Annotated in this window: 20 protein-coding genes; all 20 read right to left on the reverse strand. The window is 26.3% G+C overall.

The genetic code is table 11. From position 1 onward, the window contains the following. Window positions 1-10 precede the first annotated feature (10 nt). On the reverse strand, window positions 11-361 hold the full coding sequence (atpE, locus tag EQF90_RS05195) for an ATP synthase F0 subunit C (RefSeq protein WP_134711059.1): 351 nt from the start codon (window positions 359-361) through the stop codon (window positions 11-13). Window positions 362-390: 29 nt separating this feature from the next. After that, window positions 391-1,185: a F0F1 ATP synthase subunit A gene (locus tag EQF90_RS05200; protein WP_134711061.1), complete on the reverse strand. Its 795-nt coding sequence runs from the start codon at window positions 1,183-1,185 to the stop codon at window positions 391-393. 268 nt (window positions 1,186-1,453) lie between these two features. Next, a complete protein-coding gene (locus tag EQF90_RS05205; RefSeq protein WP_134711062.1) occupies window positions 1,454-2,368 on the reverse strand; it encodes a diacylglycerol/lipid kinase family protein in 915 nt (304 codons plus the stop codon). Next, window positions 2,368-3,855 (reverse strand): DUF1846 domain-containing protein, encoded by a 1,488-nt coding sequence (locus EQF90_RS05210; RefSeq protein ID WP_134711064.1) that lies wholly within the window; start codon window positions 3,853-3,855, stop codon window positions 2,368-2,370. The genes EQF90_RS05205 and EQF90_RS05210 overlap by 1 nt, the downstream gene beginning before the upstream one ends. Window positions 3,856-3,989: 134 nt before the next feature. Then, entirely contained in the window at window positions 3,990-4,826 is an 837-nt protein-coding gene (locus tag EQF90_RS05215) for a MetQ/NlpA family ABC transporter substrate-binding protein (RefSeq protein WP_134711066.1), read from the reverse strand. Further along, entirely contained in the window at window positions 4,826-5,500 is a 675-nt protein-coding gene (locus EQF90_RS05220; RefSeq protein ID WP_134711068.1) for a methionine ABC transporter permease, read from the reverse strand. Before EQF90_RS05220 ends, EQF90_RS05215 begins: the two co-directional genes overlap by 1 nt. After that, complete coding sequence (locus EQF90_RS05225; protein ID WP_134711070.1) at window positions 5,493-6,227, reverse strand: ATP-binding cassette domain-containing protein; 735 nt, start codon at window positions 6,225-6,227, stop codon at window positions 5,493-5,495. The genes EQF90_RS05220 and EQF90_RS05225 overlap by 8 nt, the downstream gene beginning before the upstream one ends. A 2-nt stretch (window positions 6,228-6,229) precedes the next feature. Beyond that, the gene (locus EQF90_RS05230) at window positions 6,230-6,949 is read right to left on the reverse strand and encodes a TrmH family RNA methyltransferase (protein WP_134711072.1); all 720 of its coding nucleotides are present in this window, start codon (window positions 6,947-6,949) and stop codon (window positions 6,230-6,232) included. Window positions 6,950-7,047: 98 nt separating this feature from the next. Continuing rightward, window positions 7,048-7,695 carry a potassium channel family protein gene (locus tag EQF90_RS05235; RefSeq protein WP_134711074.1) on the reverse strand — a complete coding sequence of 216 codons (648 nt, stop codon included), beginning with the start codon at window positions 7,693-7,695 and terminating at the stop codon, window positions 7,048-7,050. 10 nt (window positions 7,696-7,705) lie between these two features. Further along, a complete protein-coding gene (locus EQF90_RS05240) occupies window positions 7,706-9,061 on the reverse strand; it encodes a TrkH family potassium uptake protein (RefSeq protein ID WP_134711076.1) in 1,356 nt (451 codons plus the stop codon). 226 nt (window positions 9,062-9,287) lie between these two features. Next, a complete protein-coding gene (locus EQF90_RS05245; RefSeq protein ID WP_134711078.1) occupies window positions 9,288-9,809 on the reverse strand; it encodes a YjbQ family protein in 522 nt (173 codons plus the stop codon). A gap of 3 nt (window positions 9,810-9,812) precedes the next feature. Continuing rightward, window positions 9,813-10,502, reverse strand: coding sequence for a triose-phosphate isomerase (locus tag EQF90_RS05250; RefSeq protein ID WP_134711080.1), 690 nt, complete (start codon window positions 10,500-10,502; stop codon window positions 9,813-9,815). Window positions 10,503-10,517: 15 nt separating this feature from the next. Next, entirely contained in the window at window positions 10,518-11,348 is an 831-nt protein-coding gene (locus EQF90_RS05255) for a class II fructose-bisphosphate aldolase (RefSeq protein ID WP_134711082.1), read from the reverse strand. Then, a complete protein-coding gene (locus tag EQF90_RS05260) occupies window positions 11,345-11,635 on the reverse strand; it encodes a PTS sugar transporter subunit IIB (protein WP_134711084.1) in 291 nt (96 codons plus the stop codon). The genes EQF90_RS05255 and EQF90_RS05260 overlap by 4 nt, the downstream gene beginning before the upstream one ends. Window positions 11,636-11,660: 25 nt before the next feature. Next, window positions 11,661-12,986, reverse strand: a complete 1,326-nt coding sequence (locus EQF90_RS05265; RefSeq protein ID WP_134711086.1) for a PTS galactitol transporter subunit IIC — start codon at window positions 12,984-12,986, stop codon at window positions 11,661-11,663. Window positions 12,987-12,996: 10 nt separating this feature from the next. After that, window positions 12,997-13,464 (reverse strand): PTS sugar transporter subunit IIA, encoded by a 468-nt coding sequence (locus EQF90_RS05270; protein WP_134711088.1) that lies wholly within the window; start codon window positions 13,462-13,464, stop codon window positions 12,997-12,999. Next, window positions 13,457-15,397 carry a BglG family transcription antiterminator gene (locus EQF90_RS05275; RefSeq protein WP_134711090.1) on the reverse strand — a complete coding sequence of 647 codons (1,941 nt, stop codon included), beginning with the start codon at window positions 15,395-15,397 and terminating at the stop codon, window positions 13,457-13,459. Before EQF90_RS05275 ends, EQF90_RS05270 begins: the two co-directional genes overlap by 8 nt. A gap of 272 nt (window positions 15,398-15,669) precedes the next feature. After that, window positions 15,670-16,020: a 50S ribosomal protein L20 gene (gene rplT, locus EQF90_RS05280; protein WP_134711092.1), complete on the reverse strand. Its 351-nt coding sequence runs from the start codon at window positions 16,018-16,020 to the stop codon at window positions 15,670-15,672. A 10-nt stretch (window positions 16,021-16,030) separates the two neighbouring features. Then, window positions 16,031-16,222 carry a 50S ribosomal protein L35 gene (rpmI, locus tag EQF90_RS05285; protein ID WP_134711094.1) on the reverse strand — a complete coding sequence of 64 codons (192 nt, stop codon included), beginning with the start codon at window positions 16,220-16,222 and terminating at the stop codon, window positions 16,031-16,033. Between the two features lie 13 nt (window positions 16,223-16,235). Further along, window positions 16,236-16,766 (reverse strand): translation initiation factor IF-3, encoded by a 531-nt coding sequence (gene infC / locus EQF90_RS05290; RefSeq protein ID WP_134711096.1) that lies wholly within the window; start codon window positions 16,764-16,766, stop codon window positions 16,236-16,238. Window positions 16,767-16,861 lie beyond the last annotated feature (95 nt).

Raw genomic sequence — 16,861 nt, forward strand, 5'->3', positions numbered from 1 at the left:
CCAAAATTTTCTATAATACAAATATTACTAATATAGCTACAATCAGCGCATAAATAACAACAGTTTCAACGAAAACTAGCCCAATCATTAATGCTGATCTTATTTTTCCTTCTGCTTCCGGTTGTCTTGAGATACCATCTGCGGATTTAGCGATAGCTAGCCCCATACCAAGTGCTCCTCCTAAACCGGTTAAACCTATTGCAATACCTGCTGCTATTGCTTTTGAACCGGTTGAGGAATCAACTGCTTGTGTTTTTGTTGTATTTGTCTCTTGTGCATTTGCTACTCCACCTAAAAACATAAAACTTGAAACTAATATTAATGCTAATAATAATGATGCTAATTTATTTGATTTTTTCATTTAATTCTCCTTAATTTTTATTTGATTTTTTAATGTGTTTCATGTATTTCTGAAACTTCTCCATAATATATTGATGTTAATAATGTTAAAACATAAGCTTGAATAATTGCATGCAATAATGTAAATAATACAGCTACTACAACCGGTAAACCAAAACTTAAAAATATTGAGTGATATACTAAATCCATTACTAAAAGTCCACTAACTAATGCACCGAATAATCTAAAACTCATTGATATTGGTAGTGAAAAATCTTTTAATGTCTTTAATACTCCCTTAAAGCCGTTTGATGTTAATCCCCCAGACATAATAAATAGATATGATAAACATCCCATTGCTATAGCGGCATTTAAATCTGATAATGGAGCTGGCAAAGTTATTGGATTTCCTTGAATTGAAACAACTTGCACCCCTGATAATTCAAATAAAGTACCAATAAATATGTAAACTCCAGCAGCGAAAATATATCTAGATAAAATTTTATATTTATGAGGACTGTTTGAAATAGCCAAATTTTTAAATGTCATTACAACTTCTTCTAATATTAATTGAAATCTCCCAGGAACTCTTTTAAATTTTGGAATTATAAATATTCTTACTATTAATGAAAATATAAAAATAATTCCTGTAACAATTAAAGCTGAAATTACAGATGGATTAACATTTATTAATCCAAATAAGTTTATCTTATCTACTTCGTGTAAAACAGCTTCTCTCATAGCTAATTTTAATCCATGACTTTCACCATGAGATCCAACTATGAAACTTCCCACAAGAGATGCAACTGCAAGAAAAATCAAAAAATATCTGATTTTTTTCTTCATTTATTCCCCTTTCTATATTTTTATTTTTTGTGAATTTTAAGCACAAAAAATACAAGAACTCTTTTAGAGCTTGTATTGTTCAAATATTCAATATTGATTATACTCCTAAAAAGTTAAGTATTCAATAAAATTAAAATAATTTCTAAGAGTACTTTTAATGAAAAAGTTTACAAAATTAAAATAAAAAATTTTATTAATATTTTATAAATATTAACAAAAAATAAAAAAATAGTAATCAAAAATAATTGTGATTACTATTTATAGTATATTATTTTATATATTTTTTTCCTGTAAATACCTCAATGTTTTTATTTAATATTGAAACATCTAATGGTAATCTAGGACCTCTATCTCCATCTAAATCAACATTAATTTTTTCTGAATTTAATGATTCAATTCTGATATTTTTCCCCTTCATGTACTCTACATTTTCATTATCTAATAAATTTCCTATAATAACTTCGATTCCAACTCTTAGTTTTTCAAATATAGCACCTTTTTTTAAGATATATACATTAAGGTATCCATCATCTATTGATGACTCTTCATTAGGAATATTTAAATTTCCAAATTTATCTGAAACTAATATAAGTAAATGATCAACTTTACCTTCATATTCTTTACCATCTACAATAACTCTTAAATAGTGAGTTTTTCTTTTTCTTATAAGTCTTTTTAATAAATTAGAAAAATATGCAAAAAAACCATTTTTTTCTTTTTCTTCATTTGTAACTTCATTAATAGCTTCAGGAATTTGGCCAATACTTAAAGCAAAGCTAAAAACTTTTTCTCCTGCTTTACCTATATCAATTTTTTTAGTTTTAGTAAAGTCTATTGAATTAATAACAGTCTTTTTATTTTGTCCAATTTTTAATGATTTAGACATAATGTTTCCTGTCCCAGCCGGAAATATTACTAATTTTGGAGATTTCTCATATTTTACCATGCCTTCAATAACTTCTGATAATGTGCCATCTCCTCCCACTGAGCAAATTGAATGATAATTATCTTCACACGCCTTTGCTGCTATTATAGTGGCATCTCCTACTTCTTTTGTATATTCAAAATCTACAGTTTTATAATATTTACTTAGTTGTTCTTTTATTAATTCTTCAAAATCCTTACTATCAGATTTGCCTGATTGTGGATTTGCAATAACTTTAATATTACTATATCTTCCCATTAATAATTCCTATATAAACCTTTCGATCTAAATTTAGGATCTGAAGTAAAATGTAATCCTAATTTTCTTAATATAGTTTTATCATTAGATTCTAGCATTATTGTTGAATGAGCTTCACATCCTCTTAATTTCTCTAATTGTTCCATAGCTAAATGTGAAACCGGATTTGTTGTTGCAGACATTGCTAATGCTATTAAAACTTCATCAAGATGTAATTTAACTCCATCCTCTTTAATTATATTATACTTCATTTCTGTAATAGGTTCTAGTATATTAGGTGATATTAAAGGAATTTCATCGTTTATATTTCCTAAAGTTTTTAATGCATTCAATAAGCAAGCTGAGGAAGCATCTAACAACTGAGTTGTTTTTCCGGTAACAATTTTATTATCTGGTAATTCTATAGCAAAAGCTGAAGTATTATTTTCTTCTGATTTTTTTCTTGCTTGTAGTGTAACTTTTCTATCTTCAGGTTTAATGTTTAACTGAGTCATTAATATATCAATTTTTTGTATTACATTTTCTTTTACTTTACCAATTTTCAAATCACATAAAGCATCATAATATCTTCTGATAACCTCATCTTTACTTGCAGAAATAACCCCATCATTATCACTTATACAGTATCCAACCATATTAACTCCCATATCTGTTGGCGATTTATATGGACATTCTCCCATAATTTTATTAAACATTGATTGTAATATTGGAAATGCTTCTACATCTCTATTGTAATTTATCGTAGTTTCACCATATGCTTCTAAGTGAAATGGATCTATCATATTAACGTCATTTAAGTCAGCAGTTGCTGCCTCATAAGCAATATTTACAGGATGTTTTAATGGTAAATTCCATACTGGAAATGTTTCAAATTTTGCATATCCGGCTTTAACACCATTTTTATATTCATGATACATTTGGGACATACACGTTGCTAATTTTCCACTTCCCGGTCCGGGAGCAGTAACTACAACTAAAGGTCTACTTGTTTTAATATATTCATTTTTTCCAAATCCTTCATCACTTACTATTAAAGAGGTATTGTTTGGGTATCCTTCAATTGTATATGAAACATAAGATTTAATATTCATTTTATCTAAGTAATTTCTAAATTTAATTGCATTTGGTTGATTTTCAAATTGGTTAATCATTACAGATGAAACATATAGATCAACACTATTAAATGAGTCAATTAATCTTAAAACCTCACTATCATATCCTATCTCTAAATCACCTCTTAATTTATTACTTTGAATATCATTTGCATTTACAACTATAACAACTTCTGCTTTATCTTTAAGTTTCAACAACATTTGAAGTTTAGTATCTACCTTAAATCCTGGTAAAACTCTGGATGCATGAGCATCATCAAATAATTTCCCACCAAATTCCAAATATAGCTTATTATCAAATTTACTAATTCTTTCTAGAATTTTTCCCGACTGCATTTTGATATATTTTTCATTATCAAAAGAAATTTTTTCCATACACACCTCTTTTCTTACTTTTTAATATCCTAAATTATATCAGAATTATAATGATTTACAAAATTATTTTTATAAAAATAGCTGTTGCAAAATAATATTTTTAGTTATTTTGCAACAGCTTCTATAGCTTTTAATTAAAAAGCTGCTTTAGCATGTCCTTTTAATTTTTCTTCAATAAATTTTTTAATTTTTTCTCCATTCATTACATCTTTCAATACTTTAATTTTTTCAGAATCTCTATTATCTTTTCTAGCTGCAATTATAATTGAAAAAATTTTATCTGCATCCGGTTCAAGTATTAATCCATTTTCTAAGGGTTTTAATTTTAATGCCTCAATATATGTTGGATAATTAAATGTTAAATCCGATTCTTGATATGCTTCATTTAAATTAAGTAATCCCCATTCCTTAAATTTTAAGTTTTTAGGATTTTTTACAATATCATCAACTGAAACTTTATAACTATTTGGGTCTTTTAATTCGATTAACTTAGAAGATGCCAATAATCTTAATGCACGTGCTTTATTTGTAGGATCATTTGGTATAGAAACTATAGCTCCATCTTTTAATTCATCTAATGATTTTATAGTTTTTGAATAAAATGCTACTAGAGCATTATAAACAGGAGTTACCTTAACTAAATTTCCTTTATTTTTTTCATTAAATTGAGCCATAAATGGTTCATGTTGAAAAAAGTTCGCATCTACTTCTTTATTTTGTAAAGCAACATTAGCTTGTACATTATCACTAACTGCTACTAATTCCAATTTATATCCTTTTTCTTTTAAATCAGGTTCTATAAGCTTTAACATCGTTGTCATAGGATTGGTATGAGCAGCAACTTTTATCACTTCAATTTCTTTATTTAATTTTTTTGATGTTTCGTTCATCTTTATTTGTTTTTGTGAATTTCCCGCACAACCTACTAGTAATGCTGAAAAAACTAATAAAACTGTTAATAATTTTTTCATTAATTTTTCTCCTTATATTTGTTAACTTTTTTTGCAATGAAATATCCAATACTTTGAATAAAAAAAACGTATAAAACAAAAATTATTATTATAAGATACATTAATTTATAATTGTATTCCTGATATCCATATCTAAATGCATAGTCACCTAAACCACCCGCTCCTATAACTCCTACTACTGTCGAGTATGATAATGTACTCATAATTACAGAAGTAAATGATAAAATCAAATCACTATATATTGAAGGAAATAAAAAATAGTAAATTATTTGAATTTTTGTAGCTCCCATACTTATAGCTCTATCTATTATTGATTGATCAATATTTATATACGCTTGTTCTACAAATCTAGTATAAATACTTATTGTAACCAATGATAATGGAATAATTGCTGAAATAACACCATATGATGTATTAAATAAAAACCTATTTACAGGAATTAACACAAATATAAATAATAAAAATGGAACAGATCTTAAGGTGTTTAATGCAAAACTTAAAATCTGATATAAAATTTTATTTTTTATAAGGTATTCCTTGTTTAACGAATATAGTAATGTTCCTAGAGGCAATGATACTATCAATGAAAAAATAATAGTAGCAGCAATCATTATATTAGTTTCTATAAATGCCTGAAATATTTCTTTTCTATTTTGTATAAGTAAATCAAGCATTTAAATACTCCTTAACATTACGGTAATAATTATCATTTGACGATATATATTTTTTATTAGGAATAATAGAATCTTTTATTTCTCCATTTTCTAAAAATAAAATCCTATCACAAAAATTTTTCATAATATTTAAATTATGCGAAATAATCAAAATTGATATATTTGAAGAATTCATAATTTTTTTTAATAAATCAAATATCTCTTTTTCAGATTTTGTATCTAAAGATGCACTTATTTCATCGCATAATAAAATTTTAGGTTTTTGTAAAATAGCAATGGCTATTGCTACTTTTTGTTTTTGTCCTCCACTTAAATATATACAATATGTGTATTTTAAGTGTTCTATTTCCATAAATTTTAATATATCATCAATTTCTTCTTCATTAACTTTATAATAATTCAATTTATACACTAAGCTCAAATGATAATAAACAGTTTTATTATCTAAAAGATTTGCCTCTTGAAAAATATATGCTATATTTTTTCTCATATTCAAAATTTGTTTGTATGATAAGTCCTCAATAGAAATATTATCATATATTATTTCACCGGAATCTTTTCTTACAAGATTATTAGCAATCCTTAAAATAGTGCTTTTACCAGAGCCATTTTTACCAATTATTCCTAAAACCTCTTTTTCATGCAAATCAAATGAAATATTCTTTAATTCGAAGTTTATTTTTGAATTATTAAATTTTTTTGATACATTATTAAATCTTAATATCACACCTATTCCTCTATAAAATTCGACATTAAGATAGCTCCACTTACGCCAGCATTAAGTGACTCAATCCTACCTAACATTGGAATTTTAATTAATTCATGTTTTATTTTTAATATTTCATCCGAAATACCATTTCCCTCATTTCCTATTACAATAGCAATTTTTTTTGATGGAATTGATTTTCTATAATCATAACCATGCATATCTGCAATGTAAATTGTGTAATCCTTCATGTTTTCTAAAAAGCTATAATTAGTATCAATTAAATTAAGTCTAAAAACCGAACCCATGGTTGCTCTTAATACTTTTTCATTATAAAAATCAACTGAATTAATTGATACAATTGTATTAAATCCAAAAGCTTCTGCAGACCTTATCAAAGTTCCCATATTTCCGGGATCTTGAATATTATCTAATATTAAAACTTTATTAGATAAAAAATTGTTTTTCTTAATTCTTAAAATAGCTAAGTATCCATCCGGATTAACCATACATGAAACATCATTAAATAATTTTTCTGATATATAAGTTTCATTATGAAATAAAGATAATTTTCCTTCCATAACAAAAACTCTTTCTACTTCATATCCTGATGAAATAGCTTCTAAAATTAATTTTTTTGATTCTATAATAAATTTATTTAATTTTTGTCTATTTTTTTTAAATCTTAGTTTTTTAATTTCTTTTATAAAATTATTATTTAAACTTGTTATTATTTCATACATAAAGACTCTTTCTACTATGTAACATAAATGATTACATAGATATTATAATTTAAAAAATAAATATCTTAAGTGATGAAAAACACATAAGATATTTTTTTCTATTCAATATTTTCAATTTTAGATATTTCATTTGTTGAACCCATTATAATTAAATTATCCCCCGGCTTTAAATCCATAGATGGACTTGGATTACCCACAAATTCTCCATCCTTATTTACCCCTAAAATATTTAAACCATAATGTTTTCTAATATCTAATTGTGCAATTGTTTTACCTTGCCATGACTCCGGTACTTTCATTTCAACAATATCATAATTTGAAGAAAGTGTAATAATGTCAACAACATTTTTAGAAGATAAATTATGAGCTAATTTTTTCCCCATATCTTTTTCAGGGATAACTACATTATCAACACCTATTCTTTCTAAAATCTTAGCATGACTATCATTTCTAGCTTTTGCTATTACATTTTTAGCACCTAATTCTTTACATAGTAAAGCAGTCATAATAGATGTTTCAAAGTTTGTTATAGCAATAATTACTGAATCAACTTCTTTGACTCCTGCAGCTCTTAATACATCCATTTGAGTCGAATCTCCAATTAATCCATGCGTACAATAATCTCCTAATTCATTTATATTATCTTCATTTTCATCTACAACAACAACCTCATGCCCTAATTCATGAAGAGTAGAAGCAACTGAAGTACCAAATCTTCCTAATCCAATAACTGCATATTGTTTCATATATTTTCTCCTATCCAATTAAAATATTTTCTTCTTGTTCCTTAAATGTTTTTGGTTTAGATTTTCCTATAAATGCATATATCATTGATATAGGCCCTATTTTCCCAAAAATCATAGTTGCCATTATAAATATCTTGCCTAATTCTGATAAATCAGGAGTAATTCCCCTCGTTAAACCAACAGTACCATATGCAGACAAAATTTCATAGATTATATCTACAAAATCTTTAGCAGAGTCTGTTAAAGACATTAAAATTGTTATAGTAAATATCCAAGCTATTGATATTGTAAATAAGGCAATAATTTTTTTTGTAATTTGTGAAGATATTGTTCTTCTAAAAATAACAATATTTTTCTCTTGTTTAACATTTGACTTTGTGATTAAAAACATGCTTGCAAAACTTGTAGTCTTAAATCCCCCGGCAGTTCCAGCAGGTGAGCCCCCAATAAACATCATTAATATCATTATTAATGCAGATGCATTTGAATACATTTTTTGATTAGTTGTGAAAAATCCAGCAGTTCTTAATGTTGTTGATTCAAAAAATGACACTAATAATTTTCCAAAAAAACCATATTGACCTAAAGTTTCAGGATTATTCCATTCTACTATCATAAAAAATATTGTCGGGAAAATTAACAAAGATGCTGTCATAATAATTACAAGTTTAGTATGTAGTGAATAATTCTTAAATGAAAATTTTTTTTCTAAAATTTCAGTTATAACCTTATGTCCAATACCACCTATAATTATCAATGCAGAAATTACAAGTGATACATTTACATTTAATGCATACTTTGTTAAACTTTCAGATCCTATTATATCAAATCCCGCATTACAAAATGCGGAAATTGAATGAAAAATACTATAAGCTATACCATTTAACACTCCATATTCGGGAATAAATGTAAACATAAAAAATATAGCTCCGACTAACTCAATTATAAATGTAGAATAAATAATAAATTTTATAAGTCTAATAATGCCTTGAATCGAAACGGTATTTTTTTCTTCTGATAAATGTAGTCTATCTGAAATAGACATTTTTTTATTAAAAATCAATGATATTATGGATGCAGCAGTCATTATACCCAATCCACCAAGTTGTATAAGTATAATAATTACAAACTTACCTATAACTGACCAATGTGTTGCAGTGGTTACAGTAGTTAATCCTGTAACACATATTGCAGAAACAGTTGTAAATAATGCATCCATTAATGATGTAAAATTTCCTGAATTTGATGATATTGGAAGCATCAAAATAAATGCACCTATTATAATTATTAAAATATACATATTTAAGATAAATCTTGTTGCATTTTTAGCCTTAAATATATTACTTAAAAAATTTTTAACTTTCATATATCCCCTCAATTTTGAATTACAAAATTATTATATCACAAATAAAAGGGGGCTGTTGCAAAATATTTTTAAATATACTTCGTTCAAATATATAAAAATAAATTTCCCAACAGTTCATTTTTAATTTTATGAATTTAAACTTATTTTTTAAATATAAAAAAGGACTATTTAAAATATTATTATTTACTGAATATAATTATAGCCCCTCTTTATTTTAGTAATTTTATTATTCTCCTATTACGGTAACCGTAAATTTTCTTTTTCGTTCTCTTGTTCTATCAAAATCTACAAAATATATATATCCTGTTATTCCAACAAATAACTCATTATTTTTTACAACAAAAGTCTCACTTGAACCTATTATTGAAGATTTTATATGTGCATCTGCATTCCACAATTTTGAACGATCCCCATTAGGTAACCATTGTTCATGATTTTTCCAAGATTTAACCTGATGGTAATGTTCATCTCCCGGATATCTATAAATCTCTGAACTTTCATGATTTGGAATAATTTTTTGAAGACATTCATCCATATCAAGTAGCAAAAAATCCGTTCCATTTTCGTCAATATCATGTGTAAATTCTTCAAAAAATATTGAACATGTTGTATGATTTGTTGTTACTATACAAATTCCCTTACTTATACCACTAGATTCAATAGAATATCTTACTTTTTTTGTAATATCTATATATGTAACCTGTCCCTCCTTAGTTTCAACTTCATAATCTTTCATATATACGGTCATAAACTAACCTCCAATAGCTTTGTTAACAGCTTCAATCATATCAATTATCATTTGTTCAGGATTATCAGCTTTTACAATCCCGCTTGTACATCCAGTTCCATCAGCTCCTTGAGTAATTATATTATATACATCTTCAGCTGTACTCACTCCAGCTGCTTGCATAATAAGAACATTTGGATTTATATTTCTAATAGCACTACTTGTAGACTTAACATAATCCCTATTACTTGTTATTCCTGTTCCTATTAATTCAGTAGGTTCGCATAAAATAATATCTACATCAAAATTTGCTATAGACTTTGCTTCTTCTACTGAATCTGCACATACAATTGTAATTATGTTTAATTCTTTAGCTTTTTTAATCGAACGAGAGAGTTCTGATAAGCTTAAAGGATATTCTGCATGATTTAAAAATGTAGCTTTAACTCCTACATTTAATAATGAATCAGCTAAAACTAATCCCATTCCTCTACCAGGATCTATACCATCTAAATGTTGTGAGGTCACAATTATATTTTCCGTTTCCAAACTCAAACGATATAGATCAGCATATGGTGCTGTCACAAAAATATCAATATTAGGATATTTTTTAGCCATTTTATCAGCAATTTTAGCGTAATTTATTAATTTTTCACCATATAAATATGATTTTGGATTAAATACAAAAAAATTCCCTTTTAAATCTATTTTCATATATGACTTCTCCTTTTATTCAATTAATCTAAATACTTTATAATATTCTATTAATTTCTTTTTTATATTGTCTTTTATATTAAATATCAAAGATGGATAATCATTTACATTAGTTTTTTTATTAGCGTCAAATCCTGCATTAATCATATCTGAAAATAAATTTATTTTAGTTATTCCTCCCAAAACACATTTGTTTAAGTTATCATAACCTGTTGAGGATCCACCATGTAAAACTAAAGGTAAATCTATTTTTTTTCTAATTTCAGATAATCTTTGAAAATTAATTTTTGGAATACCTTTATATATTCCATGAGCTGTTCCTATTGAAATCGCTAGTGAATCAACATTTGTTTTTTTTACAAATTCAACTGCATCTTCAACATCAGTGTATATTGATTTTACTACTTTATAATTTTCTAAGTTATCATTTGCACCAACAAATCCGATTTCAGCTTCAACATCAACACCATATTTATGGGAATAATCAACAACTTCTTTTGTTATTTTTACATTATTTTCAAATGTTTCTGTTGAAGCATCAATCATTACTGAATTAAATCCTAAATCAATTGCTTTCTTTATATAATCTATATTTTGTCCGTGATCCAAATGCAATACTATTGGAGATGAAGCACTTTGCTGAATGTATTTTCCTATAAAAGCTGCATCTTCTAAAGACAACCACTCTTCATGAGCTTGTGCAAATGCTAATATCAAAGGAACATCATATTCTTCAGAAACTTCTAAATATGCTTTAGCCGTAAGTCCATCAATAAAATTTACCGCAGGTACCGCATAATTATTTTCTTGAGCATTTTTTAAAATTTCTCGAGATGATACTTTCATTTTTTATCTTCCAATTCTATTTTTAATTTATTCCACATTTCATCAACTCCAATATTTGTTAATAATGGAAGTCCAAATATTACTTTTTCTTTAATATTATCCGGAACTGTTGTTGTTGAAATTACAACATCATAATCATCTATATGATTAACTTCTTCCGCAACTTTTGATTGGTAAATTTGTACATTATTTTCTAAATTATTATCTTTTAACCATTGTTTAACTTTACCTGCAACAACTGTAGAAGTTGCAATTCCTGAACCACACATAATAAGTAATTTCTTCATTTATACTCAACTCCTCATTTTAATTTTATTTTTTATTTTTAACTTTATTTACATAATATAGCCCAATTAAACTGACAACTAAAATTATACTTATCATTATCCATGGCATATATTTCCCAGATAAAATAAATATTAAAGTTGGCCATAATCCACCTTCTGCCATAGCCGTTATTCTTTTATTTCCACCTAAGTCAAAATTAGCAGATTTTGCCGCCATAGTTACTAATGGAGCAGCCCAAGAAGTTATATATAATATTAGAGCCATATATATAGTTCCTCCAACTACAGTACGAACAATATTTCCATTAAATACCGCTGCCATCAAACATACAACAAATGGTATTGTGGCTAAGTCCCCAAATGGTAATGTTGTATTTCCTGGTAAAATAACAGCTAAAAGAATTGTTATTGGCACTAATAGCAACGAACTTGATAGGACTGCTGGATGACCTACTGATAAGGCAGAATCCATTCCAATATTAACTTCTCTTCCTGGAAATCGTTTTTGAACAAATGAATTTGCTGACTCCGAAATTGGTGACAACCCTTCCATTAAAAGCGAAACCATTCGAGGCATTAATACCATTACAGCTGATGTCTTAATCCCTAATTGTAAAACTGCTCCAAAATCATATCCTGCTAAAATCCCCATTCCAAAACCTATTACCAATCCTACAACTGTACTTTCACCAAATACCCCAAATCGTTTTTGAACCGACTCTGGGTCAGCTTCTATTTTATTAAAACCAGGAATTCTTTCAAATATCCAATTTAATGGTAATGCAAATAAAAACCCAGGTGCAGATGTTCCATGAGGAAATGTTATATTAGAAAATCCATAAAACTTTTTAATTCTAGGAGCTATAATATCAGCTAACAAATATATCATTGTTAAATATGCAACTGTGGCATAAATTCCTAAAGCAAAATCTTTAGTTATTGCATAAACTAGAGATGCAACAAAAGCTGCATGCCAAAAGTTCCACATATCAACCATAAGCGTTTTTGTTAATCCTAAAAATAATAATATTATATTAAGCCCTATTCCTATAGGAATAGCTAAACTTCCCAAAACAGTTCCATAAGAAATCGCAGCTGCTGCTGGCCATCCAACATCGATTGTCGTTAAATTTAATCCAAATATTTTTACCATTTTTTGAGCTGCTGGTCCTAAGCTACTACCCAATAAATCTATAACCATATTAAGTCCAACGAACCCAACCCCAACTATTATTCCAGATACAAATGCTTTTTTAGGTTTTGTTCCAAGTATGATTCCAAATATAAAAATCAGAATTGGTAACACTACTATAGCTCCCATATCAATAAATTTTTGAAAAAGTTCTAACATTTTTACCTCCTTAATTAAATTCATACTCTTCTAATAACTTAATTAATTTTTTAATATTAACTTCTGAATCGTCAAATGAATACAATTTGTTCATTGTATCTTTATCCTGAACTAATTTCATTACCTTTTGTAAAATTTTTATATGTTGTTCACTATTTTTTAATGCCAACATAAAAATTATTTTTACATCGATTTCTTTATCAAGTGATGTCATTTCATAAAACTTTACCGGTTTTTCAAGTGTCATAATTGCAATTTGAGATTTGTTGACATGTTCGCTCTCTGTATGTGGCAAAGCAATACTATACCCCTCAAACTCTAGTCCAGTAGGATATTTCATTTCACGATCTATTACAGCATTTTTAAATGATGACTTTACAATTTTTTCTTTTATAAGAGCATTTGATAAAACATTTAACACCTCCTTATTATTTTTTATATTTTTAACTTTTAACTTTATAATTTTATGCTCAAACATAATCCTCTCTCCAATTTATAAATGTTGATATTAATTCCTCTTTTGTTTTTGAGCTAGATATTTTATCAATAAAATTTCTATTTTCTATTTTTCTATATATATTAATCAAAATATCTTTGGTACTATTAATATCATGATCAGATATAGCAATCAATAACACCACCTTTATTAAGTTTTTTCCCCATTCAATAGGTTTATCTAATGTAATAATTCCTAGCTGTGATCTGGCAACATGTTTGGGATCGCAATGCGGAATTGAAATACCTGTATATACACTAGTACTCCCCATATTTTCTCTTTTTTTTATTGAATCTAAAAATTGAGAATCTTTTTGATTAAGCTTATTTGATATTTTAATTATTTCTTCAAAAACTTGTTCTTTATTTTTAGCTTTACTATTTAACAATATATTTTCTTCTAATAGTTCTCTAATTAAATTTTTATTTGTTTCTATTTTTTCATTAGATTTTGTTAACCTATTTTTATCTAGATTATTATAAAATATACGAATATTTTTCACCTCTTCGTCAGTTATTACTGGACTAACTTCAAATATAGGTATTTTAAGATTATTTAATTTTACTGAAGAAACTATAAAATCAATATTATTAAATTTAATTTTATCTAAATCATCAAAATCTGCTTTTATTACTTTATCTGTTCCTAAAATTATCCTATTTAATTTACTAACAATTAATTCAGAAGTTGATATCCCATGTGGACATATTACTAATATATTTATAGATTTATGGACTTTTTCCACAGCAATTTGAAAATGAATTGCTAAAAACGCCGCTTCATCATCTGTCATTTTTATATTAAATTCATCTGTTAACTCTCTAACAGATAGCCATATAACATTATACAAAACACTATATTGTTTCTTCACTTCTTCAACAACTGGATTGATAACAGAAATAGATTTTTTTAATCTAAATATCATTGGTCCCACGTGACTTATTAACATATCTTTTAAATGTTCATCTTGTGTTAAATCAATATCTAAAATATTTGATACTTTTTTTATCAATGCTATTACACTCTTATATAATCTTGAATTATATCCAATACTATTTATTTCAAATCCTACTGCTAATAATGTATAAGATAATGCTTCTATTTCTTGACTAGGAATTTCCTCTTTCAAATTTAATATTTTTGTCAAAATTTCTCGTGCATAAAAATATACCTCAAAATGATTAATATCAAAATTTAAACTAATTTTATAATCATATAGTATAAATCCTAATTCAATCATATGTATTTGAACCAATAAGTCTATTAATAACGTATTGAAATATCTTTTACTAAGACTATAATTATATTTCCTTCCTAATTCATTTATTACATTCTTACAATTATAAATAGTTTCTATGTTATAAAATCTTGATAAAGTTTTTATATCTTCAAAATTTGAATTATCTATTAATGCATATAAATATTCTTTAATGGTTTTTCTAATATTTACTTCATCACCGGTTACATAAAATCTTCCATTTTCTTTTTCTAAATATATTTTTTTTGATATTAAATATTTTTCAAATTTTTTAATATCTCTCCTTGCTGACCCTTCACTTAGATATGCATTATCCTCATAATCAAAAACATTTAATTTTTTCCTATTTAGTAAAATTTCCTTAAATAAATATTCTTCTCTAAACTCAATTGATTTGTTATCATTATTTTTGTTAAAATCTAAATTTGATAAAATTGAAAATAATTTTTTTATCTGATATTTATCATTTATTTTAATTCCTTTTCGTGGCAATTTTTCTATTTTTATATCATATTGTTTAATATATTCATTTATTTTATCAATATCTTTATAAATTGTTTTAGTCGAAACTCCAAATATTTCTGACATACTTTTAGCTGTTATATACTCATCTTTTAATTTAATTGTTTGTAAAATCATAATTTGCCTTTTATTCAAAATTTCACCCCCTCTCTTCAAAAAATGAAAATGTTATCATCTTTAATTTTAGTATATATTAACTTATTTAATTATTAAAATCTATATATGTCTACATTAATCTGGAACTTATAAATTTTAAATAATACACAAAATTATTTAAATATCTACAAATAAAAAAAAAGAATTAGAAATTTTACTCTCTAATTCTCTCAATATGCTACTTCAATTCTTCACAAAACTACTTATCCCTTACAGGGTATTTTACAAAGAATCTAATATATTTAATTCAATTAAGCATTTTTAGCTGTTTCAACTAATTTTGAAAATGCTTGAGGATCATTAATAGCTATTTCTGATAACATTTTTCTATTGATATCGATATTAGCTTTCTTTAATCCACCCATAAATTTTGAATAGCTTAAACCATTTGCTCTTGAAGCTGCGTTGATTCTTGCAATCCATAATTGTCTAAAATCTCTTTTTCTATTTTTTCTACCAATATAAGCATATTGTAATGATTTCATTACTGCTTGTTTAGCTGTTCTGAATAATCTTGATTTTCCACCAAAGTATCCCTTAGCTAATTTTAAGTATTTTTTATGATTTTTCTTTGAATTTACTGCACGTTTTACTCTTGCCATCTTTTACCTCCTAAGGAATCATTTGTCCAATTCTCTTCATATCTGCACTACTTACCAATGTAGATTTTCTTAAGTTTCTAATTCTTTTTGGTGATTTTTTTGCTGTGATATGACTCTTATAAGCTTTAAATCTCTTTAATTTTCCCGATCCAGTTCTCTTAAATCTTTTTGCTGAACCTCTATGTGTTTTCATTTTTGGCATACAACGTTCCTCCTTATTCTGATTTTGGTTCTATTATCATCTGCATGCTACGGCCTTCCATTTTAGGTTTACTGGATATTTGAGCAATATCACTTACTAGTTCGAAGAATTTATCCAATACTTCTTTACCTAAATCTTTGTGAGCCATTTCTCTTCCTCTAAATCTAATACTTACCTTAACTTTATCTTCTTTTTTTATGATTTTACTTGCATTTTTGGCTTTAATTTCTAAATCATGTTGTTGAATTGTTGGAGACAATCTTATCTCTTGAACGTTAACAGTTTTAGCATTCTTTTTAGCTTCTTTTTGTTTTTTTATTTGCTCATATTTGAATTTACTGTAATCCATAATTCTGCAAACTGGCGGATTTGCATTAGGTGATAATAACACCAAATCTAATCCTTGTTCATCGGCTCTTTTTTGTGCATCTGCTGAAGTAAACATACCTAATTGTTCTCCATCAACATCTATTAATCTTACTTTTGGAAAACGAATTTGATTGTTTATTTGAAGTTCTTTAATAACATACCTCCTAAAGTATATAAGTTTTAATTTAAAATAAAAATAGTAGCTTAGAGATACCTACGCTACTACATTAACAATCATTAATTTAGTTTAACCCAATTCGCAATACGATT

The organism is Helcococcus ovis, assembly GCF_004524775.2.
Lineage (GTDB): Bacteria > Bacillota > Clostridia > Tissierellales > Peptoniphilaceae > Helcococcus > Helcococcus ovis.